Raw genomic sequence first — 23,586 nt, forward strand, 5'->3', positions numbered from 1 at the left:
GATCAGGCCGGGTGGGCCCCGCGCTGGGCCTCGGCCGGCACGGGTGTCTGCGACACGATCGACGCGACGATCTCCTCGGCGCTCGCACCCCCGCGGTGCGGCACGAGCCGGTGCGGCAGCACGACGGGCGCGAGCGCGTCGAGGTCGTCCGGGAGCACGTAGTCGCGGCCGGCGACCGCGGCTCGGGCCTTGGCGGCCCGGATCAGCTGGAGCGTGGCACGGGGGCTGGCACCGAGCCGCAGGTCCGGGTGCGTGCGGGTGGCTTGTGCGATCGCGACGGCGTACTGCTCGACCGCCGACGAGACGTGCACGGCTCGTGCCGTCGCGATCATCTGCTGCACCGTCTCGATGGAGACCACCGGGGCGAGCGTGTCGAGCGGGTTGGCCTCGTCACGACCCTTGATCATCTTCAGCTCGGCGGCAGCGTCGGGGTAGCCCATCTGGATGCGGGCCATGAAGCGGTCACGCTGGGCCTCCGGGAGGGCGTACGTGCCCTCCATCTCGAGCGGATTCTGCGTCGCCACGACCGTGAACGGGCTGCCGAGCTCGTAGGTGGTGCCGTCGACGGTGACCTGGTGCTCCTCCATCGCCTCGAGCAGGGCCGACTGGGTCTTGGGCGACGCGCGGTTGATCTCGTCACCGATCACGATGTTGGCGAACACCGCGCCCGGCTTGAACTCGAACTCGCGCGTGGAGGGCACGAACACCGAGACGCCGGTGATGTCGGAGGGCAGCAGGTCGGGCGTGAACTGGATGCGTCGGACGGCGCACCCCGACGACTTGGCGAGCGCCTTGGCGAGGACGGTCTTGCCGACGCCCGGAACGTCCTCGATCAGCAGGTGACCCTCGGCGAGGAAGACCACGATGGCCGTCTCCACGACGTCGGGCTTGCCGTCGATGACCTTCTCGATGTTCGCCCTCAGAGCGTCGGCGGCAGCCTCGAAGTCCATGCATCATCGTAAGCACACCCTCACAAACGTGCAGTGGGATTCCGCAACGACACCGGGGCGATCGGGTGACTAGCGTGTGAACCATGAGCACCCTGCTGGTCGTGCACCACTCCCCGACCGACACCGTCCGCGGCCTGACCGACGCACTGGTGGCCGGGGCGAACGACGACGCGATCGACGGTGTCGAGGTGGTCGTGCGAGCAGCGCTGGAGGCCGGTGCCGACGACGTGCTCGCGGCCGACGGCTACGTGCTGCTCACCCCGGCCAACTTCGGCTACATGAGCGGAGCGCTCAAGCACTTCTTCGACACCATCTTCCTGCAGGCGGGCGGGTCCCTCAGCGACGACGGCTCGGCTGCTGCGACGTCAGGGTCGCGCAAGCCGTTCGGGCTGCTGGTGCACGGCCGCTACGACACGACAGGAGCGGTGCGCTCCGTGCAGAGCATCGTTCAGGCGCTCGGCTGGCAGCAGTCCGCCGCGGTAGTCGAGATCCTCGGCGAGGTCGATGACGCCGAGCGCGCGCGAGCGCACGAGCTCGGGGCGACGATCGCCGCACTGCTGATGTCGTCGAGCTGACGGATGCGGGAGAATGGTTCCATGAGCGCGCCCGAGTTCCTGCCCACGTTGTCCGCCGGTGCCCACGATGCCGATGCCGGCGAGGCGTGCGTAATGGAGTACGTGTCGCTGCTGGCCGGTGAGCAGTGGAGCGACCGCCCCGAGTGCACCCACCCGATCCTCGCCCACGAGGCACGCACGGCCAACGACCTGCTGCTGGACACCGACCGTCCGCGGCTGGTTCCGCTGATCGGGCGCCTGTTCGGCACCACCGAGGACTCGGCGCAGATCCGTTCGGCGCTGCGCCTGACCCAGGCGAGGCGCGTCATGACGCTCGTGGATCGCTCGTCGCGCGCCCGCATCGAGGCGGCGATCGCGGATCGGCCGTCCGACCCGATCGCCGCGGCCTTCGGCTTCCCGACCGCCGAGGGCGACCTCGACGACGAGCACCGCAACCTGCACGTGGCCCTGTCGCGCGTCATCGCGTTCTCGCTGGCGCCCGACCTCGACGCCGAGGAGGCGCACGCGCTCTACGTGCTCGCGGTGGCCCACAAGGTCGCTGCCGGCGAGTGCCGCGCCGACTGCGCCAACGGGCCCGCCCGGGCCCGCCGGCTGGTGCAGGACCTCGCCGCCATGGTCGACACCTACGACGACGTCACCGGCCGCGTGACCGAGAAGCTCGCCGTCGACCAGGTCCGCGAACTCATCGCCCACGCCGGCTGAGGAGTCACCGCTTGGCGTGGGACCACTCGAGGAGTCGCTCGACCGGCCAGGTGGTCACGATCCGGTCGGGGTCGATGTCGTGGGCTGCCGCGCGGGCGGCGCCGTGGTCGAGGAAGTCGAGCTGGCCGGGGGCGTGGGCGTCGGTGTCGATGGCGAACAGGCAGCCGGCGTCGATCGCCAGCTCGATGAGGTCGTCGGGAGGATCCTGACGCTCCGGACGCGAGTTGATCTCGACCGCGACGTCGAAGTGGGCGCACGCCTCGAAGACCATCTCGGCATCGAACCTGGACTGCGGCCGGGTGCCGCGGCTGCCCTCGACGAGGCGACCCGTGCAGTGGCCCAGGACGTTGGTGTGCGGGTCCGAGACGGCCCGCACCATGCGTCGGGTCATCTGGTGGGCGTCCATCGCCAGCTTGGAGTGGACGCTGGCCACCACCACGTCGAGGCGGTCGAGCATCTGCGGCGTCTGGTCGAGATCACCCTTGTCGAGGATGTCGACCTCGATGCCGCTCAGCAGGCGGAAGTCGACGTGCGAGTCATCCACCTCGGCGATCACGTCCAGCTGGCGCTTGAGCCGATCGATCGACAATCCGTTGGCGATCCTCAGCCGCGGCGAGTGGTCGGTGATCACCTGGTACTCACGCCCCCGCCAGACCGCGACGCGCGCCATCTCCTCGATCGAGGATCCGCCGTCGGACCAGTCGGAGTGACTGTGCAGATCTCCGCGCAGCAACGCCCGCAGCTCACGACCACCGTCGGCGAGCGGGGCGTCGTCTCGCAGATCAGCCAGATAGGTCGGCACACCGCCGTCGAGTGCCGCGGCGACGACGTCGCGCGTGCGCTTGCCCAGGCCCTTGATCTCGGTCAGCGTGCCGTCGGCGACGCGATCGGCCAGCTGGTCGGGGGTGAGACCGTCGATGGCGGCCGCCGCGTTGCGGAACGCCTCGACGCGGTGGGTGGACTCTCGCCCACGCTCGAGCCAGAACGCGATCTCGCGCAGCGCCTCGACCGGGGTCATGGTCAAAAGCCCAGCTTGCGCAGCTGTCGGGGGTCGCGCTGCCACTCCTTGGCGACCTTGACGTGCAGGTCCAGGTAGACCGGGGTGCCGAGCAGCTTCTCGATCTGGGTGCGTGAGGTGGTGCCGATCTCGCGCAGCCGGGCACCCTTCTTGCCGATGATGATGCCCTTCTGGCTGTCGCGCTCCACGTAGACGTTGACGCGCACGTCGAGCAGCGGCTTGTCGTCGGGACGGTCCGCGCGCGGGACGACCTCCTCGACCAGCACCGCCAGCGAGTGCGGCAGCTCGTCGTGCACGCCCTCGAGCGCCGCCTCGCGCACGATCTCGGCGATCAGGGTCTCCTCGGGCTCGTCGGTCAGCTGTCCCTCGGGATACAGCGCCGGGCCCTCGGGCATGGTGCCGACGAGCAGCTCGGCCAGCAGATCCACCTGGTCGTCGGCGACGGCCGACACCGGGATGATCTCGCGCCAGGTGATGCCGGCGTCGGCCCCGGCCTGCTGCACGGCGAGCAGCTGCTGGCCGACCTTCTCCGGAGAGACCAGGTCGGTCTTGGTCACGATGGCGAACACCGGCTTGCGGGTGACCGACGCCAGCTCGCGGATGAGGAACTTGTCACCGGGGCCCACGGCCTCGTCGGCGGGCAGGCACATCCCGATCGTGTCGACCTCACCCCACGTGGTGCGCACCAGCGCGTTGAGCCGCTCCCCCAGCAGCGTGCGCGGCTTGTGCAGGCCCGGGGTGTCGATCAGCACGAGCTGTCCGTCGGGCCGGTGCACGAGCCCCCGGATCGCGTGGCGGGTGGTCTGCGGGCGCGAGGAGGTGATGGCCACCTTGCCGCCGACCAGGGCGTTGGTGAGCGTGGACTTGCCGGCGTTCGGCCGACCCACGAAGCACGCGAAGCCGCTGCGGAAGGTGCCTTCGGTGCTGCTCACGTGGTGAGCACCTCGACCGGGGTCCCGGCGTCGTCGGCGACCACGACGTCGATCCCCGCACCAGCGACGTCGCGTGCGGCGTCGAGCGACGGAGCGCCCCCACCCACGACGGCGCCTGCCTCGAGGCTGCGTGCGCCGGACGACACCGCCATCGCGACGGCGAGATCGAGGGCGCTGACCTGCAGCGACGGCAGATCGACGGCGGCAGCGGCGTAGGTGCGGCCGTCCTGGTCACGCACCGCAGCGCCCTGGGCGGCAGCACTGCGGGCCCGTGAGGCGCGGGCGAGCGTCACGAGCTTGGCGTCCTCAGGAGGCAGATCCATGCGACGAGGCTATCTGGCTGTCGTCCTCGGTCGGGTCGAGGCGCGTGACGAGCACCCGCCCGATGCGATTACGGCGTCCCGACGGGCTCTCGGCGGTGAATCGCAGACCGTCGACGTCGACCGTGCTGCCGGGGATCGGCACCTTGCCCAGGTGCTTGGCCAGCAGGCCGCCGACGGTGTCGACGTCGTCGTCCTCGATCGGGATGTCGAACAGCTCCTCGAGGTCGTCGACCTCGTAGCGCACGCTGAGGCGCCACGACCCGTCGGAGAGCTGCTCGCTCTCGTCGGGCTCGGTGTCGTACTCGTCGGTGATCTCGCCGACGATCTCCTCGAGGATGTCCTCGATGGTGGCCATGCCCGAGGTGCCGCCGTACTCGTCCACCACGATCGCCACGTGGGTGCGACTGGCCTGCATCTCGCGCAGCAGGTCGTCGACCGGCTTGGTGTCGGGCACGAACAGGCACGGCCGCGCGATGGACTCGATCTTCTCGGTGGTCTCGGCGGTGTGGTTGTCGAAGACCCGCTTGGTGACGTCCTTCAGGTACGCCATGCCGACGATCTCGTCGAGGTTGTCCTCGACCACCGGCATGCGCGAGTATCCGCTGCGCAGCGCCAGCGACATGGCCTGCCGCAGCGTCTTGCCGCGCTCGATGTAGACCAGGTCGGTGCGCGGCACCATGACCTCGCGCACGATGGTGTCGCCGAGCTCGAAGACCGACTGGATCATCTTGGACTCGTCGGACTCGATCAACGAGCTGGCGGCGGCGAGGTCGACCAGCTCACGGACCTCGACCTCCGACGCGAACGGGCCCTCGCGGAACCCCTTGCCGGGCGTGAGGGCGTTGCCCACGACGATCAGCACCCGCGGCACCGGGCCGAGCAACCGGGTCAGCACCACGACCGGCAGCGCCGACTTCAGCGCGAACCGTTCGGCGTGCTGACGACCGAGCGTGCGGGGGCCGACGCCGATGACGACGAAGCTGACGACGGACATGATCACGACGGCCAGCAGCAGCCGCGACCAGGTTCCGTCGACGCTGTCGGCGATGACGAACGCGACGAGCACGATGGCGGCGGTCTCCGCGACGATGCGCAGCAGCAGGACGGTGTTGATGAAGGGCGCCGGGTCCTCGAGGATGGTCTCGAGCCTGGCAGCGCCGCCGTGACCCTCCTCGCGCAGCTCCTCGGCCCGGGCCCGGGAGAACGCCGAGATGGCCGCGTCGATGCTGGCGAGCAGTCCGGCGACCACCGCCAGCGCAGCGGACACCACGATCGGCAGCCAGGTCATGACGCCGCCTCGGGATCTCGTCCCTCGGCCAGCTGGTGCCACTCCAGCAGGAGCCTGCCCTGGATGCCGAACATCTCGCGGTGCTCGTCGGGCTCGGCGTGGTCGTAGCCCAGCAGGTGCAGGATGCCGTGGACGGTGAGCAGCTCCATCTCGTCCTGCGGGGTGTGGCCGGCGGCCGGGGCCTGCTGCGCGGCCACCTGGGGGGCCAGGGCGATGTCACCCAGGTAGCCCTCGGGGGCCTCGTCGCCGTCGCGTCCGGGGGTGAGCTCGTCCATGGGGAACGACAGGACGTCGGTGGGCCCCTTCTTGTCCATCCACCGCTCGTTCAGCGTGGCGATGGTGTCGACGTCGACCAGACGCAGCGTCAGCTCGGTGTCCGGGTGCAGACGCATGCGGCTCATCGTGAAGCGGCACAGGCGGGTCAGGGCGACGACGTCGGCGTCGACCCCCGACTCATTGAGAACGTCGACGTTCACTGGCCTGCGTCACCTCGTCCTCGAAGGAGTCGTACGCCGCGACGATGCGGCCCACGAGCTTGTGACGCACGACGTCCTGGGCGGTGAGCAGCGAGAAGTTGATGTCCCGCACACCGGTGAGGATGTCGCGCACGACCCGCAGGCCGCTCTTGTTGCCGTTGGGCAGGTCGACCTGCGTGATGTCGCCGGTGACGACCATCTTGGACCCGAACCCGAGGCGGGTCAGGAACATCTTCATCTGCTCCTGCGTGGTGTTCTGCGCCTCGTCGAGGATGATGAACGCGTCGTTGAGCGTGCGACCACGCATGTACGCCAGTGGGGCCACCTCGATGACACCCGAGGTGAGCAGCTTGGGGATGGTGTCGGGGTCGAGCATGTCGTGCAGCGCGTCGTACAGCGGACGCAGGTACGGGTCGATCTTCTCGCTCAGCGTGCCCGGCAGGAAGCCGAGGTTCTCGCCGGCCTCGACGGCGGGGCGGGTCAAGATGATGCGGCTGACCTCCTTGGCCTGCAGCGCCTGGACGGCCTTGGCCATGGCCAGGTAGGTCTTGCCGGTGCCGGCAGGACCGATGCCGAACACGATCGTGTTGGCGTCGATCGCGTCGACGTACTTCTTCTGGTTCAGCGTCTTGGGCCGGATGGTGCGTCCACGGTTGGACAGGATGTTGAGGCTCAGCACCTCGGCCGGGTGCTCCTCGGTCTCGGTGCGCAGCATCGCGACCGACCGCTCGACGGTCTCGGACGTGAGGTGCTGACCGGTGCGGACGATGGTGACCAGCTCGTCGAGCAGCCGCTCGACCGTGGCCGCCTCGGCCGGTGGGCCGGTCACCGTGATGGCGTTGCCGCGCACGTGGATCTTCGCGTCGAAGGACTGCTCGATCAGGCGCAGGAACTCGTCGGCGGGGCCCAGCAGGGCGACGGCCGGGACGCTGGACGGAATCGTGAACGTGTGGGCGGGCGAGATGTCATCGGTCATGTGCGTTCAATCGTACGCAATCACGCCGAAATCACGCGAATCCTCGACGTTCGCCGAGCACGTGGCCGTGTGCGTGGAAGACGGTCTGTCCGGCGGCCTCGCCGGTGTTGAACACCAGGCGGTACTGCCCGCCGCACTCGGCCTCGGCGATGCGACGGGTCTCGGCCAGCAGCGCGATCGTGACGTCGGGGTCGGCGGCGGCCAGGCTGGCGATGTCCGGCTGGTGGATGCGTGGCACCACCAGCACGTGCACCTCGGCCTGCGGATTGATGTCGCGGAACGCCACCGTGTGCTCGGTCTCCGACACCACGTCGGCCGGGATCGATCCATCCACGATGGAACAGAAGACGCAGTCAGCGCTCATCGGAAGGCATTCTTGATCTTGCCGAACACCGACTGGTGCTGCGGGTCGAGCACGGCCTGCGGGTGCTCCTCGCCGCGCAGGTTGGCCAGCGTGCGCAGCAGGTCGGCCTGCTCGGCATCGAGGTGCGAGGGCGTCTCGACGACGACCTGCACCTTGAGGTCACCTCGTCCTGATCCACGTAGTCGCGGCACGCCCTGGCCCTTGATCGTGACGACGTGCCCGGACTGCGTGCCGGGCGGCACCTCGACCGCGACCTGGTCGTCGTCGAGGGTCGGCAGGTCGAGGTGTGCCCCGAGCGCCGCCGCCGTCATGGGCAGCGTGACCTGGCACTGCAGCTGGTCACCCGCCCGCGTGAACACGTCGTGCTGGGCGACGTTGACCTCCAGGTACAGGTCGCCCGCCGGCCCACCACCGGGACCCACCTCGCCCTCACCGGCGAGCTGGATGCGGGTGCCCTGGTCGACACCGGCGGGAATGGAGACGTTGATCGTGCGCCGCGAGCGCACTCGGCCCTCGCCGGAGCACTCCGAGCACGGCTCGGGGATGGTGGTGCCGAAGCCACGGCAGGCCGGGCACGGCCGTGAGGTGCGGATGTCGCCGAGCAACGATCGCTGCACCTGCTGCACGTCGCCGTGACCATGGCAGGTGCGGCACGTGACCGGCTCGGATCCTTCGGCCGCGCCGCTGCCGGTGCAGGTGGGGCAGACCACCGCGGTGTCGACCTTGATCTCCTGCTCGATGCCGAACACGGCCTCGGCGAGCTCGACGTTGAGGCGCAGCAGCGCATCCTGGCCGCGCTGGGTGCGCGAGCGGGGACCACGGCCGCCGCCACCGGCGTTCTGGCCGAAGAAGGCGTCCATGATGTCGTCGAAGCTGAAGCCCTGCCCGAAGCCCTGACCGCCACCGCCACCGCGCAACGGGTCGCCGCCTCGGTCGAAGACCGACCGCTTCTGCGGGTCCGACAGCACCTCGTAGGCCGTGGTGACCTCCTTGAAGCGATCAGCCGCGTCGGGGGCGTCGTTGACGTCAGGGTGCAGCTGGCGGGCGAGCTTGCGGTAGGCCTTCTTCAGCTCGTCGGCCGAGGCCTCCCGGCTCACGCCGAGCGTCTGGTAGTAGTCGGTTGCCATCTCAGTCCAGTGGTCGAGGTCGAAACGTCAGGAGTCGTGCAGATCAGGGGTCGGGCGTCCAGCGCTCGGTGAGGATGCCGCCGACGTAGCGTGACACGGCCGCCACCGACGCCATGGTCGACGGATAGTCGATGCGCGTGGGACCGACCGTTCCGAGTGTCGCAAGAGCGTGGTCGTCGCTGCCGTAGGGGGTCGCCACCACGGCAGTGGCCGACAGGCCCTCGTACCCGGTCTCGTGGCCGATGCTGACCGACATGCCCGAGGTGGCCTCGCCCAGCAGCTTCAGCAGCACCACCTGTTCCTCGAGCGCCTCCAGCACCGGCTTGATGGACCGGTCGAAGTCGGCGCCGAAGCGCGCCAGGTTGGCGGTGCCACCGATGGCGATCCGCTCGTCGGAGCGCTCGTTGGAGAACGTCTGCGTGAGCGTGGTGACGATCGCGGTGACCACCGGGCGGTGCTCGGGGGCGAAGGTCTCGATCAGGTCGGCGAGCTTCAGCGACGCCTCCGGCAGTCGCTCGCCGACCGTGGCGGCGACGATGCGTGAGCGCAGGTCGGCCACGAGCTGGTCGTCGGGGGTCGAGACGAGCTCGACGATGCGCTGCTCGACCCGTCCGCTGCTGGTGATGACCACCAGCAGGACGCGGGCGGACTCCAGGGGCACGACCTCGATGTGGCGCACGGACGACCGGGTCAGCGAGGGGTACTGCACGATGGCGACCTGCTGGGTCAGCTGGGCCAGCACCTTGACGCTGCGCTGCACGACGTCCTCGACGTCGACCGCTCCCCCGAGGAAGGTCTCGATGGCGCGTCGTTCGGCGGCCGACAGCGGCTTGACCTTCGCGAGCCGGTCGACGAAGACCCGATATCCCTTGTCGGTGGGGATGCGTCCGGCGCTGGTGTGCGGGGCGGTGATGTAGCCCTCCTCCTCCAGCACGGCCATGTCGTTGCGGATGGTCGCGGGCGAGACGCCCAGCTGGTGGCGCTCGAGCAGCGACCGCGACCCCACCGGCTCGTGGGTGGCCACGTAGTCCTCGACGATGGCCCGTAGGACGTCGAGACGACGGTCGTCCGACATGGGCTTCACCTCGCAGGTCCGATGGGGCGTGTTGTCTGGCACTCACGCAGCGCAAGTGCCAGTCTAGCGAGATGCCCTTCGAGATCGCTGGTGGCGAGCGTTCGCTCCGCTACGCACCGCGGGAGATCATCTTCGACGACGGCGCGCGGATCGCCCACTCCAGCCAGGGTGGCGACCTGGAGTCGGTGTGGGCCGGCGACCTCGGCGACCTGTACGTCGAGGTCACCCACCTGGGCGACGGACCGGGCGGCGGCGAGCTGATCCTGGTGGTCCCGTCGCGAGACGTCGTCGTCATCGGCGACCTCTACGACCCGGCGCCGGTCGTGGTGCCGCCGACGTGGCCGGTCGTCGTCGACCTCGTGCTCGGACTGCTGACCGCTGACACGGTGGTGCACACCAGCCACGGCCAGATCGACAAGGAACGGCTCGAGACGTTCCACCAGGAAGCTTCTCGGTCGGCTGCACGGTGATCTCGGAGGGATGTCAGATGGTTGACCGTTACGGAACCGACGTGCTCGCCGGCGACTGGCGCGAACCGAAGCGAGGGCGCACGGTCGACCACCCCGCCGACCTCGGCCTGGTGGTCGAGGACGCCGAGACGGGGTTCTGCGGCGAGCTGGTGATGCTCGAGAACGGCATCGTCGTGCTCGAGGATCGGCACCGCAAGCGTCGTTCGTTCCCCCTCGGCCCCGGGTTCCTGCTCGAGGGCAAGCCGGTGAAGCTGGTCGCTCCTCCGCGCAAGCCGGTGCGGGCCACCCGCACGGCGTCCGGCTCCACGGCCGTGCACGACCGTCGTGCTCGCGTGGCGCTGCCCAGCCGCATCTGGGTCGAGGGACGCCACGACGCCGAGCTGGTCGAGAAGGTGTGGGGCGACGACCTGCGCGTCGAGGGGGTGGCCGTGGAGTACCTGGGCGGCATCGACGACCTCCGCGGAGCCGTCATCGACTTCTGTCCGGCTGCCGACCGCCGTCTCGGCGTGCTGGTCGACCACCTGGTTCCCGGGTCCAAGGAGACCCGCATCGCCGAGCAGATGTCCGACCGCCCCCACGTGCTCGTGGTCGGGCATCCCTACGTCGACGTGTGGCAGTCGGTCAAGCCTGCCCGGCTCGGCATCGAGGCGTGGCCGGTGATCCCCCGCGGCACCGACTGGAAGCACGGCATCTGCGAGGCGCTCGGCTGGCCGCACGCCGACCAGGCCGACATCGCCCGCGCCTGGAAACGCATCCTCGGCCGGGTCGAGTCCTACGCCGACCTCGAGCCGTCGTTCCTGGGTCGCGTCGAGGAGCTCATCGACTTCGTCACGGTCGCCCCCTAGCTCAGGGCACCAGCTCGCGCACCACCGCGTCGGCGAGCAGCCGGCCGTCGAGGGTGAGCACCAGGTGATCGTCGTGGTCGACCAGCATGCCGCGGCGAGCCAGCTCGGGGACCTTCGCCAGCGCCTCGTCGGCCAGCTCGGCGGTCGGCAGGCCCGAGCGAAGCCGGGTCATCAGCATGATCCGCTCCACCTGGGCGGTGGCCGCGTCGAGCGACTCCCCGTCGAGGCGCGGTGACTCGCCGGCCGTCAGCCGTTGGGCGTAGGCCGCGGGGTGCTTGACGTTCCACCACCGCTCGCCGGCCAGGTGCGAGTGCGCGCCGGGCCCCACACCCCACCAGTCGTCGCTGGCCCAGTAGCCCAGGTTGTGCCGACACGCCGCGGCCGGTGACCTGCCCCAGTTCGACAGCTCGTACCAGTCGAGTCCGGCAGCGGTGAGCAGGTCGTCGGCCAGCAGGTACTTGTCGGCGGTCTCGTCCTCCTCGGGCATGACGACCTCGCCGCGACGCACCTTGCGAGCGAACGCGGTGCCGTCCTCGACGATCAGGGCGTAGGCGCTGACGTGGTCGGGCTCGAGGTCGATGGCCTGCTCCAGCGTGGTGCGCCAGTCGTCGAGCGACTCTCCCGGCGTGCCGTAGATCAGGTCGACGCTCACCTGCTCGAAGCCTGCCTCGCGAGCCCACCGCACGGCCTGCGGCACGTTGCGGGGGTCGTGCGTGCGGTCGAGGGTGGCCAGCACGTGCGGCACCGCCGACTGCACGCCGAACGAGATGCGGGTGAAGCCACCCGCCCGCAGCGTCGCCAGCGACGCAGGATCGACGCTGTCGGGGTTCGCCTCGGTGGTGACCTCGGCACCCGAGGCGAGCCCGAAGCGGTCGTCGATCGCGGCGAGCATGCGCACGAGATCTGCCGCCGGCAGCTGGGTCGGAGTACCGCCGCCGAAGAACACCGTGTCGACGGCCCGGTCCCCCACGGCCTCGCGCGCCAACCCGATCTCGGCGATCGCGGTGTCGGCGTACGAGGCACGCGTGGCGCCCTCGCCCAGCTCGTCGGCCGTGTAGGTGTTGAAGTCGCAGTACCCGCAACGCACCGAGCAGAACGGGACGTGGACGTACATGCCGAAGGGCCGCCCTCCGGTGGAGAGCGGCCCGTCAGACGTGTGCATCGATCAAGCGTAGAACGAGTCGAGCAGCTCCTTGTTGTTGGACTCCACGACCGCGCGCTTGACCTTCATGCTCGGCGTGAGCTCGCCGCTCTCCGGCGACAGGTCGTGGTCGAGGATCGCGAACTTCTTGATCTGCTCCCAGCGGTTGATCTTGCCGTTCAGCTCGGCGATCTGGCCCTCGATGATGGCGTGGATCTCCGGGGAGGAGACGACCTCGGCATAGGACTTGCCCTCCATGCCGTGACCGGCCGCCCACTCCGCGACCGCGTCGGGATCGAGCGTGATGAGCGCCGTGCAGAAGTTGCGCTCGTTGCCGTGCACCAGGATCTGGCTGGTCAGGGAGCTGATGCCCTTGAAGACGCCCTCGATGTGCGGCGGCGCCACGTACTTGCCGCCGGACGTCTTGAACAGCTCCTTCTTGCGACCGGTGATGTACAGGAAGCCGTCCTCGTCGATGCGGCCCTCGTCACCGGTGTGCAGCCAGCCCTCGGCGGACTTGGTGGAGGCGCTCTCGGTGTCGAGGTTGTGATAGCCCTCCATGACGTGCGGGCCCTTGATGAGGACCTCGCCGTCCTCGGCGATCTTGGCCTCGCTGCCGGGGAAGGCCCGGCCGACCGAACCGATCTTGAACGCGTCGGGGCTGTTGACGAAGGCGCCGGCCGAGGTCTCGGTGAGGCCGTAGCCCTCGAGGATCAGCACGTCGGCGGCGTGGAACCACTCGGCGATGTCCTTGGACAGCGCCGCAGCACCGGAGATGAAGAACCGGACCCGGCCACCGAAGCGGTCGCGGACCTTGGAGAAGACCAGCTTGTCGGCCAGGCCGTGCTGGAACTTCAGGATCGGCGAGATCGACTCGCCCGCGCGGGTCTTGCGCGAGTACTCCAGGCCGACCTTCTCGGCCCAGCGGAAGATCTTGAGCTTGGCGCCGCCCTCGGCCTCGGTCATGCCGATGATACGGCCGTAGGCCTTCTCGAAGATGCGCGGTGCCGCGCCCATGAAGGTGGGCCGCACGACGGCCAGGTTGTCGACGATCTTGGGCACACGGCCGTCGATGGCGGTCGGGAAGCCGATCAGCAGCTGGGTGCTCAGCAGCACCTTGCCGAACGAGTGCGCCATCGGCAGCCACAAGAACTGCAGGTCGTCGGCGGTCAGGATCCCCTGCGCCTGGATGACGGCGGCCTCGTAGGTCCAGCTCTCGTGCCGCAGCCGCACGCCCTTGGGACGGCCGGTGGTGCCGGAGGTGTAGATGAGCGTGGCGAGCGAGTCGGGCCGGGTGGCGGCGACGCGCTCGGTGATGACGTCGGGGTTGGCGGCGAGGTGCTCCTCGCCGAGCTTCTCCAGGTCGTCGAGGGAGATGACCCAGTCGCCGTCGGCGGTGCCCTCGGTGACCACGACCTTGGTGATGGCGGGCAGCTCGCTGCGCTTCTCGCGCAGCTTGGCGACCTGTTCGTCGTCCTCGGCGAAGACCACGCGGCTGTCGGAGTCGGCCAGGATGTAGGCGACGTCGTCGGGGATGGTGGTCGGGTACACCGTGGTGGTCGCGGCACCCGCTGCCATGATCGCGAGATCGGCGAGGATCCACTCCAGGCGGGTGCCGGACGCGATGGCAACGCGCTGCTCGGGCTCGACCCCGAGGGCGACCAGGCCGGCCGCCAGGCGGGTGACCTTCTCGCCCGTCTGCCGCCACGTCAGCTTCTGCCAGTTCTCGTCCTCGTCCGGGTAGCTGTAGGCCTCCCGGTCGGCGAAGGTGTCGACGCGGTCGAAGAACATCTGGCTGACCGTGCCCGGTCGGCTGTCGATGATCTGCAGCTCTTCAGCAGTGGCCTGTGGTGCGGGCATGGATGTCCTCAGCGTGTCGGGGGCGATGTGGTGGCGATCACTTTAACCTACTGACCGGTCATTTCGGTTCTCGTTGCGGGCCGCATCGACCTTGCTGGCAAGCTTCGCGGACAGTCGCGATTCGGCTGCAAATCCGGCCAGGAGATCAGGCTCGGTGGTGAGCGCGCGGAACGCGCGGGCGACGGTCAGATCGTGCTCGCGGCGCTCCTCGACGACGATCGCGTCACCGGCAGCGAGCTCGCCCTCCTCGACGACGCGCAGGTACGCACCGGGCACACCCATCTCGGTGAACCGCTTGACCCATGTCGGCTCGCCCAGGAACCCCTGGAAGACGCTGCACGGAATCCGCACGTCGCACACCTCCAGCAGCGCAGACCCGATGCGCCAGCGGTCGCCGAGCCGGGAGGTCTGGACGTCGAGGCCGGTGGTCGTCAGGTTCTCGCCGAACTGGCCGGCCCGCAGCTCTCGCCCCAGGTCGGTGGCCCAGTCGTCGAGATCCTCGCGGGCGTAGGCGTAGACCGCCTGGTCGACGCCGCCGTGGTGCTTGAGGTCCGCGATCTCGTCACCGCCGAGGCCCAGGGCGTGCACGGCGATGGGACCTGCGGCGGGCCGCTTGTCGATCGCGCTGCGCTTCGTGCGTCCCCACGTGACGTCGGTGATCTGGCCGAGGTTGACCGACTCCACCCGTGCATCCATGGCGCAAGCCTATCGGCGCTCAGTTCCCGCTGGGACTGACGTTTCGACCTCGACACGCTGGCGTGTCGCGTCAGAACGTCAGTCCCAGCGGGAACCGAGGCTCACGACTTGGCGGGTGCAGAGTCGCCGGTGGAGAGAGCGGCGATGAAGGCTTCCTGGGGGACCTCGACGCGGCCGACCATCTTCATGCGCTTCTTGCCCTCCTTCTGCTTCTCCAGCAGCTTGCGCTTGCGGCTGATGTCGCCGCCGTAGCACTTGGCCAGGACGTCCTTGCGCATGGCGCGGATGTTCTCGCGGGCGATGACGCGCGCGCCGATGGCGGCCTGGATCGGCACCTCGAACTGCTGGCGCGGGATGAGCTCCTTCAGCTTGCCCGCGAGGGCGACGCCGTAGCCGTAGGCGCTGTCGCGGTGGACGATCGCGCTGAAGGCGTCGACGATCTCGCCCTGCAGCAGCACGTCGACCTTGACCAGGTCGGCCGCCTGCTCACCGTCGGGCTCGTAGTCCAGCGACGCGTACCCCTTGGTGCGGCTCTTGAGCGCGTCGAAGAAGTCGAACATGATCTCGCCCATGGGCAGCGTGTACCGGATCTCGACGCGGTCCTCGGACAGGTAGTCCATGCCCAGCAGCTGCCCGCGCCGGCTCTGGCACAGCTCCATGATGGCGCCGATGTACTCCGCCGGGCTGAGCACCGTGGCGCGCACGACTGGCTCGAAGACCTTGGCGATCTTGCCCGCGTTGGGGTACTCGCTCGGGTTGGTCACCGTCTGCTCGGAGCCGTCCTCCATCTCGACGCGGTACACGACGTTGGGAGCCGTGGAGATCAGCGCGAGGTCGAACTCGCGCTCGAGCCGCTCGCGCACGATCTCCAGGTGCAGCAGGCCGAGGAAGCCGATGCGGAAGCCGAATCCGAGCGCTCCGGACGACTCCGGCTCGTACACCAGCGCCGCGTCGTTGAGCTGCAGCTTCTCGAGGGCGTCGCGCAGGGTGGAGAAGTCGTCGCCGTCGATCGGGTACAGGCCCGAGAACACCATCGGGTTGGGGTTCTTGTAGCCACCGAGCGGTTCGGTGGCGCCCTTGACGTTCGAACGTCACGGTGTCGCCCACGCGCGACTGACGGACCTCCTTGACGCCGGTGATCAGGTAGCCCACCTCGCCCACGCCGATCTCGCCGGCCTTGACCGGCTCCGGTGAGATGACCCCGACCTCGAGCATCTCGTGCACGGCACCGGTGGACATCATCTTGATCCGGTCGCGGTGCGTGAGCTTGCCGTCGACGACCCGCACGTACGTGACGACGCCGCGGTAGGTGTCGTAGACGGAGTCGAAGATCAGGGCCCGCGGCGGAGCATCGGCGTTGCCCTGCGGCGGCGGGACCTCGTCGACGATCATGTTCAGCAGCGCCTCGACCCCTTCACCGGTCTTGGCCGAGACCCGCAGCACGTCGTCGGGGTTGCCGCCGATGATGCCGGCGATCTCCTCGGCGTACTTCTCCGGCTGCGCGCCCGGCAGGTCGATCTTGTTGAGCACCGGGATGATGTCGAGATCGGCGTCGATCGCGAGGTACAGGTTGGCCAGGGTCTGGGCCTCGATGCCCTGCGCGGCGTCGACCAGCAGGACGGCGCCCTCGCACGCCTCCAGGCTGCGGCTGACCTCGTAGGTGAAGTCGACGTGCCCGGGGGTGTCGATCATGTTCAGCACGTAGGTGGTTCCGGCGTCCTCGCCCGAGGACTTGGTGAACGGCATCCGCACGGCCTGGCTCTTGATCGTGATGCCGCGCTCGCGCTCGATGTCCATGCGGTCGAGGTACTGCGCCTTCATGTCGCGGCCGTCGACGACCCCGGTGTGCTGCAGCATGCGGTCGGCCAGCGTCGACTTGCCGTGGTCGATGTGGGCGATGATGCAGAAGTTGCGGATGATCGCCGGATCGGTCGAACCCGGCTGGGGCACCTTCGCCGACGAGGCGCTCACCATGCGTAGGCGATGACGACGTTGACCAGCACCAGGGCGGCGATCACGTGGGCCATCGGGTTCGGAGCCGGACGCCGGCGGGTGGCGTGCGCCAGCCCGACCGCGACCAGCGCGACCACCAGCTTGACGCCGACCTTGGCGTTGTTCGGGTCCGCGACGGCGTCACTGGCCGAGGCGATGCCGACCAGCGCGATGCCGAGCACGAGCGCGGCGGTCAGACCCCACGCCATCAGCTCGTTGACCTTGGGTCCCTTGACGTCCTTCAGGTAGCCGATGAGCACGACGATCCACGCGGCGATGTGGACGTACTTCAGGACGTCGAAAAGGGTCTGCATGCGATGAAGTCTAGGAGTCGCGGCACGTCGGGCGGGACTGCGGCTGCGATTTGGGCAGTCGCCGCGCGCGCTGGTAGAGTGAGCGGTCGCGTGCTCCGGCATGCCCTCACACTCTGCACCACCCATCCCGTCGAGAGAAACAGGACGCCCCGTGGCGAACATCAAGTCGCAGATCAAGCGCAACCTCCAGAACGAGAAGGCGCGTCAGCGCAACATCTCGGTGCGCTCGGCGCTCAAGACGTCGATCCGACGCTTCACCGAGGCTGTCGACGCCGGCGAGACCGATCGCGCCAAGGAGCTGGCCCGCGAGGCCACCCGCAACCTGGACAAGGCTGCCTCCAAGAAGGTCATCCACAAGAACCAGGCAGCCAACCGCAAGTCGGCCATCGCCAAGAAGGCCGCTGCTCTCTGAGCTGACCCTCCTGCCGGACCCCGGGCTCTCGACCCACGACCTGTCGGTCAGTCGAGAACCGGGGTCTTGTGCTGTCCGGACCCGGTCGACCTCGACCAGATCGACACCGAGAGCCAGCGCACCACCTGCTCCAGCGGACCCCGTCGGCCCAGACGCTCCGGCAGCAGGCGTCGGTACAGCGACGCGGCGGCGAACAGCACGACGACCTGCAGCGTCCAGTCGCCCCATCCCCCGAACGGCGCGGGGGCGGCGGCCTCGCTGACCCGCCACGTCCACAGCACGTGGACCGAGTAGAGGGTCAGCGTCATCGCTCCGGCGGCGCACACCGGCGCGACCACGCGGCGTGCCAGGTCCGACTGCACCACCAGCGCCGCGAGTCCGATGACCAGCGCCGAGCTGCCGATCGCACTGACCACGTTGAGCGGCATCGAGGTGTGCGGGCCCACGGTCCAGAGATCGCCCCAGGCCGCCGGACCGTACGGATACTCGTCGTGGTCGAACCACACCTGCCACTCGCCCGCACGGGCCCACGACGCGGCCAGGGTCGCCACCAACGTCACGAGTCCTCCCAGCGCCAGCGCGCCGGCGACGGCCCGATCGGTCAGGTCGAGACGCCCGATCGCCAGGCCTGCGAGGACGTAGGCCATCCAGACCAGCGCCGGATATCCGCCCCAGAACAGCACGTTGCCGATCAACGCGCGCGGGTCCTGGACGTCGGACCAACCCGGCTGGTCGACGAGGACCGGACCGTGGTGGATGCGGATGGCCAGCAGCAGCACGGGTGCCAGCACGGCCCACCCGGCCGCCAGCACGACCAGCGCCGGCGTGGGCAGGGCGCGCATCGGCAGCGCGACCACCACCAGCAGTCCGTAGACCGCCAGGATGACGAGCACCGGCATGTCGGGGATCGAACCGAGCGACAGCCCCAGCACCACCAGCAGCACGCCGCGGACGACGGTGGCCCGCACCGACCCGACCCCAGCGCGGTCGCGGCGGTGCACCAGCGTCAGTGACACGCCGGCCAGCAGAGCGAACAGCGGCGCCGCCCGTCCCGAGCTGAGCATCTCGCTGATCGGCGGATTCTCGCCGGTCTGGCGGGGTCCGAGATGAGCCAGCATCATGCCGGCCAGGGCGATGCCGCGCGACAGGTCGACCGCGACGACCCGATTCATCGGACCCGGTGATGGGCGACTTCGAGGACCATGCGCTCGATGGCGTACCCCGGGTCGGCTCCCCCGCCCTTGACCGCGACGTCGGCGTCGGCGACGGCACGGATGGCTCCGGCCAGTCCGGCGGTGTCCCAGCCGGCGAGCTGCTGGCGCAGGATGCGCAGCTTGAACGGCGGAGCGCCGACGATGGAGGCGAGCTCGTTGTCACGCAGACCCTGCGGAGCGGACTCGAGCCGGGCCAGCGAGCGCAGACCCGACGCGAAGGCGGCCGTGATGAGCACCGGCGCCACCTTGGCGGCCTCGGCCCACCGGACGACCTCCATGGCCGCGTGCAGGTTCCCGTTGATGGCGGCGTCGGCGATCTCGTAGCCGCGCACGTCGGCCCGTCCACCGAAGTACTGACGCACCAGCTCGAGGTCGACGGTCTTCTGGTCGTCGACGCTGCCGACCAGCTGTGCGGCCGCACCGGCAAGAGCTCTGAGGTCCTGACCCACCGACGCGACCAGAGCCGCGGCGGCGTCGGCATCGACGCGGCAGCCGAGGTCGCGGATCTCGCGCTGCACCCACGCGACGAAGTCGCGTTCGTACTTGGGCTGCTCGACCTTGACCTCGGCGACCGCCGGGATCTTGCGCAGCTTGTCGAGCAACCCCTTGCCCTTGTTGCCGCCGGCGTGCACCAGCACCACGGCCACGTCGGGCGAGGTGGCCACGGCGTAGTCGAGCAGCTCGGTCTGGGCGTGCTCGGGCAGGTCCTGCAGGTCGGTGAGCACCACCGCGGTGGAGTCGCTGAACAACGAGGCGCTGGTGAGGCCGATCAGCTCGCCGGGCTGCAGCCCCGACGCGCCGGACTCGGTCAGCTGGCACTCGGGCTGCTCGTCGGTGACGGCCGTGACGGCGCGCCGACGCATGCGGTCGGACTCGAACTCGCTGTTGCCCGTGATGAGCAGGATCTTGCCGAACGGGGACGCCACTCCCCCAGCCTATCGGCGGGTGACCACACTCAGGTTCCCGTCGCGCACCACGACGGCGATGTCGCCGTCCAGATCCGTGCGCCAGACACGCACGCCCCGCTCGCGCAGCATCCGGAGTGCAGCCGGCGCCGGATGCCCGTAGTCGTTGTCGACCCCGGCGCTGATCGTCGCGATCCGCGCGCCGACCGCGTCCAGGAACGCCTCGGACTGCCGCGCGCTCCCGTGGTGGGGCATCTTGAGGACGTCGGCCCGCAGGTCTGCACCGGACCGCAGCAGCTGCTGCTGAGCGGCCGGCTCGATGTCCCCGGACAGCAGCACCGCCACGTCGCCGACACGGACCCGCAGCACGACGCTGGCGTCGTTGAGCACCGACCCGTCGGTCGAGACGACAGGCGTCGGATCGACCGGCCAGACGACGTCCGCGTGCAGGTCGCCGACGGTGAACGACTGGCCCGCCGTGAGCACCTCGGCGCCCGGGCCGCCGCTCGGGCCGTCCACCGCGCCCTCGACGTCGCGTCCCCGGCGAGCGCCGACCCAACCGGCGGTGTGGTCGGCGTGGTCGTGGGTGAACACGGCCAGGGCGATGTGCTCGACCCCGAGCCGGTCCAGGCAGCGGTCGATGGCGGGCGGGTCGGGACCGGCATCGACCAGCACGCCCGCGGACGGGCCGGCCCGCAGCACCGTGGCGTCGCCCTGCCCGACGTCGCAGGCCACCATGACCCAGCCGTCCGGCGGCCAGCCCGGCTGGGGCGGGCGCACCATCGCGACCAGCAGCCCCAGCACCACCCCGGTCGCCAGCACGGGGCGCCTGACCAGGGCCAGCACGGCGACGATCGCCACCGGGGTCACCAGGAGCATCAGCTGCCACGGAGCCGTCCAGTCCAGGGAGGCGCCGTCGAGGGAGGCACTGTGGCGCGCGACGGCGATGATCCACGCGGCGCACCACCCGGCCGGGACCGCGATGACCTGGGCAACCGGCACCGACGGCACCGCGACCAGGCCGGCCAGCAGGCCGAGCACGGTTGCCGGAGCCACGGCCGGCGCCGCCAGCAGGTTCGCCACCGCCGACACGATCGAGACCTGTCCCGAGATCGCCGTGAGCGCCGGGGTGCACGCCAGCTGGGCGGCCACCGGCACGGCGATCGCCAGGGCCGCCCACCGCGGCATCCACCGGCCCAGTCGGTCTGCCAGCATCGGCGCGAGCAGCAGGATCCCCGCCGTGGCACAGACCGAGAGGACGAAACCGGCCGATCGCGACAGCCACGGGTCGATGAACACCAGCGCGACGATCGCCACGCTGAGCGCCCGGACCCCGCCTGAGCGGCCGTAGCCGATGGCTGCCACCCCCACCACACCCATGGCAGCGGCCCGGACGACGCTGGGATCCGGGCGCGCCATCAGGACGAACGCGGCCACCGTGAGCAGCCCGACGATCCACAGCCCACGTCGCCGCGCTCCCAGCCCGCGCGTCAGAGCCAGGGTGACGCCGAGGACGATCGTCAGGTTGGTGCCCGAGACCGCCATCAGGTGGGTGAGGCCACTGCGCTGGAAGTCGGTCTCCATCTCGGCGTCGACCCGCGCATCGTCGCCGTCGACCAGCGCGGGCAGCAGGGCGCGCGGACGATCGGACAGCGGTCGCACCGCGTCTCGCACGCCCTGACGCAGTCGTTCGGCCGCCTCCCACCACGACGCACCCCGGACGGCATCGCCTCGACGCAGCACGTCGAGGACGGCGACCTCGTGGGTGTTCTCGCTCGGCGCGACACGCGCGACGGCCGTGAAGCGTCGCCCGACGACCAGGTCGCTGGCGTCGCCCTCCACGAACGCCGTCGCGCGGCCGGCGCCGGTCAGACGTTGCCCGGAGACCTCGGCCCGACGCACCACCACCTGCACGACCGCCTGCGGATCACCTCGCTGCGTGAACGAGATGGCATCGCGTCGGACGTCGAGCTCGAAGGTGCCGGTACGACCCTGCAGCGCAGGATCACGCAGTGGCGAGGACTCGACCGTGGCGAGGCGCCACGCGCACGACACCGCGACGAGCACGATGGCGCATCCGGCGAGCGCGACCGCCGGTCGGCGTCGAGCGGCCACCAGCACGACGAGCAGAGCCGCCATCGCCACGCCCACGGCAGCTCCCGAGCGCTGGGTCGTCAGAGCAGCGGCGAGACCCCAGACGGTGACGGCGGCCGGCGCCAGCCGCAGGTCGTGGGTCGTCGCCGGGCCGGACGGCGGCGTCACGGCACGACGAGGTCGCGCAGGCTGTCGAGGGTGGCGTCGCCGATGCCCTTGACGTCCAGCAGGTCGTCGACCGAGGCGAACCGGCCGTTCTCCTCGCGCCACGCGATGATGGCCGCCGCCGTGACCGGCCCGACCCCCGGCAAGGCCTCGAGCTGCTCGGCCGTGGCCTGGTTGAGCCGCACCGTGCCACCGGCCGCCGCACCAGTGGAGGCGCCGTCCGGCAGCGGCCCGACGATGATCTGCTCACCGTCGTCGAGCAGTCGAGCGAGGTTGACGCCCGAGGTGTCGACCGTGCCGTCGAGCCCTCCCGCGGCCTCGATGGCCTGGTAGACCCGCGAACCGTGCGGCACCGTGACGATGCCCGGGCTCTTCACCTCGCCGACGACGTCGACGACCAGTTCTGCCGGTGCGCTCGACGGAGCGACGGCCACCGGGGCGATGGAGTCACTGGACTCGGGGCGACCCGACAGCAGCATCCAGCCCAGCACGACCAGCCCCGCGACCGCGACCACCCCGACGACCCGGAGATGGGCGGCGGTCACGCGCTGCCGCACGGCCGACACGGGGTCGGACGTGGTGTCTGACTCGGGGTCGGACTCACGGTCCGAGTGGGGGTCGGGGCGAGGCATCTCGGCCTCGAAGGCCTCGGCCAGCTGGGCCAGACGTCGTCGGGCGACCTCAGCACGGGTCTCGTCGGGCTCGGGCGACCTCATGGCGCCGACGCTAGGCAGCCCGGGCCGCTGCGAGGACCTCGTTCGAGCACGCTGTGGACGGGCGGTCGCTCGACGACCGCTGTGGACAGACGTCCCGGACGACCGCTACTGCGGCGTGATGGTCACCGAGATCATGCCGGGACCCACGTGGGCTCCGATGGAGGCGCCGACCTCGTCGACCGGGACGGACTCGACCCCCAGTGCGGTGGCCAGACGACCGGCGACCTGGCCGGCGACGTTCTCGTTCGCCAGCTGCTGCACGCCGATGGAGTAGCCGTTCTCGCACGCCTCGGCCGCCTCCACCGCGAGCGTCTCCAGGCGGGCCAGCGCTCGAGCCGACGTGCGCACCCGCTCGAGCGGCACCACCACGCCGTCGGTGAGGGTCAGGATCGGCTTCACGGCCAGGGCCGAGCCGATCAGGGCGGCCGCAGCCCCCACCCGTCCGCCACGCTTGAGGTACTCGAGGGTGTCGACGTAGAGGATCACGGTGGTGGCGGCGCCGGCAGCCTCGGCGGCGGCCGCGATGCCCGCGACGTCCTCGCCGGCGTCTCGCGCGGCTGCGGCACGCCCCGCCGCGAAACCGACGCCCACGCCCACCTGGCCGGAGTCGACCACGGTGACCGGCACCGGAGAGTCCTTGGCGGCCAGCTGCGCCGACTCCAGGGTGCCCGACATCTTCCCGCTGAGGTGCACCGACACGATCGACTCCGCACCGTCAGCCGCCGCCTGCTCGTACGCCGAGAGGAACTCCGACGGCGTCGGACGCGAGGTGCTGACCGGCACGAAGGCCGCCAGCGCCTCGGCGATCATGTCCGCGGTCAGGTCGGCAGAGCCCTCGACGTACGTGTTCGCGCCGATGATCACCTTGAGCGGCACCACCACGATGCCCTCGCGCTCGGCATCGGCCGGCGCGAGGCTCGCCGTGGAGTCGGTGACGATCGCGACAGTCATGGGCT

General features: G+C 70.2%; 24 protein-coding genes and 1 pseudogene. 5 read left to right on the forward strand and 20 right to left on the reverse strand.

What is annotated here, in order from left to right:
* Positions 1-2: 2 nt before the first annotated feature.
* A complete protein-coding gene (locus tag AC0L5F_RS04590; RefSeq protein ID WP_473315449.1) occupies positions 3-950 on the reverse strand; it encodes an AAA family ATPase in 948 nt (315 codons plus the stop codon).
* 83 nt (positions 951-1,033) lie between these two features.
* Here AC0L5F_RS04590 and AC0L5F_RS04595 point away from each other — a divergent pair, with 83 nt between their 5' ends.
* Complete coding sequence (locus AC0L5F_RS04595; protein WP_473315451.1) at positions 1,034-1,525, forward strand: flavodoxin family protein; 492 nt, start codon at positions 1,034-1,036, stop codon at positions 1,523-1,525.
* Between the two features lie 21 nt (positions 1,526-1,546).
* Entirely contained in the window at positions 1,547-2,227 is a 681-nt protein-coding gene (locus tag AC0L5F_RS04600) for a hypothetical protein (protein WP_473315453.1), read from the forward strand.
* A 4-nt stretch (positions 2,228-2,231) separates the two neighbouring features.
* Here AC0L5F_RS04600 and AC0L5F_RS04605 read toward each other — a convergent pair whose 3' ends face one another.
* The 9 genes from AC0L5F_RS04605 to hrcA are packed head-to-tail and all read right to left on the reverse strand — an operon-like array spanning position 2,232 to position 9,806.
* Positions 2,232-3,245, reverse strand: a complete 1,014-nt coding sequence (locus AC0L5F_RS04605) for a PHP domain-containing protein (RefSeq protein ID WP_473315455.1) — start codon at positions 3,243-3,245, stop codon at positions 2,232-2,234.
* Positions 3,246-3,247: 2 nt separating this feature from the next.
* Entirely contained in the window at positions 3,248-4,177 is a 930-nt protein-coding gene (gene era, locus AC0L5F_RS04610) for a GTPase Era (RefSeq protein ID WP_473315456.1), read from the reverse strand.
* Complete coding sequence (locus AC0L5F_RS04615; RefSeq protein ID WP_473315457.1) at positions 4,174-4,500, reverse strand: cytidine deaminase; 327 nt, start codon at positions 4,498-4,500, stop codon at positions 4,174-4,176. The genes era and AC0L5F_RS04615 overlap by 4 nt, the downstream gene beginning before the upstream one ends.
* Positions 4,484-5,788 carry a hemolysin family protein gene (locus AC0L5F_RS04620; protein ID WP_473315459.1) on the reverse strand — a complete coding sequence of 435 codons (1,305 nt, stop codon included), beginning with the start codon at positions 5,786-5,788 and terminating at the stop codon, positions 4,484-4,486. Before AC0L5F_RS04620 ends, AC0L5F_RS04615 begins: the two co-directional genes overlap by 17 nt.
* The gene (gene ybeY / locus AC0L5F_RS04625; protein ID WP_473315460.1) at positions 5,785-6,264 is read right to left on the reverse strand and encodes an rRNA maturation RNase YbeY; all 480 of its coding nucleotides are present in this window, start codon (positions 6,262-6,264) and stop codon (positions 5,785-5,787) included. The genes AC0L5F_RS04620 and ybeY overlap by 4 nt, the downstream gene beginning before the upstream one ends.
* Positions 6,242-7,240 (reverse strand): PhoH family protein, encoded by a 999-nt coding sequence (locus AC0L5F_RS04630; protein WP_473315461.1) that lies wholly within the window; start codon positions 7,238-7,240, stop codon positions 6,242-6,244. The genes ybeY and AC0L5F_RS04630 overlap by 23 nt, the downstream gene beginning before the upstream one ends.
* 31 nt (positions 7,241-7,271) lie before the next feature.
* Positions 7,272-7,604 (reverse strand): HIT domain-containing protein, encoded by a 333-nt coding sequence (locus tag AC0L5F_RS04635; RefSeq protein ID WP_473315462.1) that lies wholly within the window; start codon positions 7,602-7,604, stop codon positions 7,272-7,274.
* Positions 7,601-8,731, reverse strand: a complete 1,131-nt coding sequence (dnaJ, locus tag AC0L5F_RS04640; RefSeq protein ID WP_473315464.1) for a molecular chaperone DnaJ — start codon at positions 8,729-8,731, stop codon at positions 7,601-7,603. The genes AC0L5F_RS04635 and dnaJ overlap by 4 nt, the downstream gene beginning before the upstream one ends.
* 43 nt (positions 8,732-8,774) lie before the next feature.
* Positions 8,775-9,806 (reverse strand): heat-inducible transcriptional repressor HrcA, encoded by a 1,032-nt coding sequence (gene hrcA, locus AC0L5F_RS04645; RefSeq protein ID WP_473315465.1) that lies wholly within the window; start codon positions 9,804-9,806, stop codon positions 8,775-8,777.
* A 71-nt stretch (positions 9,807-9,877) separates the two neighbouring features.
* On the opposite strand from hrcA, the gene AC0L5F_RS04650 reads away from it, so the two are divergent.
* Together AC0L5F_RS04650 and AC0L5F_RS04655 are read left to right on the forward strand one after the other, a co-directional pair.
* Positions 9,878-10,276, forward strand: a complete 399-nt coding sequence (locus AC0L5F_RS04650) for a hypothetical protein (protein WP_473315467.1) — start codon at positions 9,878-9,880, stop codon at positions 10,274-10,276.
* Between the two features lie 17 nt (positions 10,277-10,293).
* Positions 10,294-11,121, forward strand: a complete 828-nt coding sequence (locus AC0L5F_RS04655; RefSeq protein ID WP_473315468.1) for a DUF3097 domain-containing protein — start codon at positions 10,294-10,296, stop codon at positions 11,119-11,121.
* Position 11,122: 1 nt separating this feature from the next.
* Here AC0L5F_RS04655 and hemW read toward each other — a convergent pair whose 3' ends face one another.
* The 5 genes and pseudogenes from hemW to AC0L5F_RS04680 all read right to left on the reverse strand — a co-directional run bounded on the left by hemW (position 11,123) and on the right by AC0L5F_RS04680 (position 17,124).
* Positions 11,123-12,283 carry a radical SAM family heme chaperone HemW gene (gene hemW / locus AC0L5F_RS04660; RefSeq protein WP_473315470.1) on the reverse strand — a complete coding sequence of 387 codons (1,161 nt, stop codon included), beginning with the start codon at positions 12,281-12,283 and terminating at the stop codon, positions 11,123-11,125.
* Positions 12,284-12,286: 3 nt separating this feature from the next.
* Positions 12,287-14,122, reverse strand: a complete 1,836-nt coding sequence (locus AC0L5F_RS04665; protein ID WP_473315471.1) for an AMP-dependent synthetase/ligase — start codon at positions 14,120-14,122, stop codon at positions 12,287-12,289.
* Positions 14,123-14,164: 42 nt separating this feature from the next.
* A complete protein-coding gene (locus tag AC0L5F_RS04670) occupies positions 14,165-14,818 on the reverse strand; it encodes an MOSC domain-containing protein (protein ID WP_473315472.1) in 654 nt (217 codons plus the stop codon).
* 101 nt (positions 14,819-14,919) lie between these two features.
* Positions 14,920-16,792, reverse strand: a pseudogene (gene lepA / locus AC0L5F_RS04675) (translation elongation factor 4).
* A complete protein-coding gene (locus AC0L5F_RS04680; protein ID WP_473315473.1) occupies positions 16,786-17,124 on the reverse strand; it encodes a hypothetical protein in 339 nt (112 codons plus the stop codon). The pseudogene lepA and the gene AC0L5F_RS04680 overlap by 7 nt, the downstream one beginning before the upstream one ends.
* A 151-nt stretch (positions 17,125-17,275) precedes the next feature.
* On the opposite strand from AC0L5F_RS04680, the gene rpsT reads away from it, so the two are divergent.
* Positions 17,276-17,536 (forward strand): 30S ribosomal protein S20, encoded by a 261-nt coding sequence (gene rpsT / locus AC0L5F_RS04685; RefSeq protein ID WP_473315474.1) that lies wholly within the window; start codon positions 17,276-17,278, stop codon positions 17,534-17,536.
* A gap of 47 nt (positions 17,537-17,583) precedes the next feature.
* On the opposite strand, the gene AC0L5F_RS04690 is transcribed toward rpsT, so the two are convergent.
* From AC0L5F_RS04690 to AC0L5F_RS04710, 5 genes are all read right to left on the reverse strand, one after another.
* Positions 17,584-18,708: a DUF418 domain-containing protein gene (locus AC0L5F_RS04690; protein ID WP_473315475.1), complete on the reverse strand. Its 1,125-nt coding sequence runs from the start codon at positions 18,706-18,708 to the stop codon at positions 17,584-17,586.
* The gene (gene holA / locus AC0L5F_RS04695) at positions 18,705-19,676 is read right to left on the reverse strand and encodes a DNA polymerase III subunit delta (protein ID WP_473315476.1); all 972 of its coding nucleotides are present in this window, start codon (positions 19,674-19,676) and stop codon (positions 18,705-18,707) included. The genes AC0L5F_RS04690 and holA overlap by 4 nt, the downstream gene beginning before the upstream one ends.
* Before the next feature lie 9 nt (positions 19,677-19,685).
* Positions 19,686-21,917, reverse strand: coding sequence for a DNA internalization-related competence protein ComEC/Rec2 (locus AC0L5F_RS04700; RefSeq protein ID WP_473315477.1), 2,232 nt, complete (start codon positions 21,915-21,917; stop codon positions 19,686-19,688).
* Positions 21,914-22,630 (reverse strand): ComEA family DNA-binding protein, encoded by a 717-nt coding sequence (locus AC0L5F_RS04705; RefSeq protein WP_473315478.1) that lies wholly within the window; start codon positions 22,628-22,630, stop codon positions 21,914-21,916. Before AC0L5F_RS04705 ends, AC0L5F_RS04700 begins: the two co-directional genes overlap by 4 nt.
* 105 nt (positions 22,631-22,735) lie before the next feature.
* The gene (locus AC0L5F_RS04710) at positions 22,736-23,581 is read right to left on the reverse strand and encodes a DegV family protein (protein WP_473315479.1); all 846 of its coding nucleotides are present in this window, start codon (positions 23,579-23,581) and stop codon (positions 22,736-22,738) included.
* Positions 23,582-23,586: the final 5 nt, after the last annotated feature.

It is taken from the genome of Aeromicrobium sp. 10G20-16 (assembly GCF_055809665.1).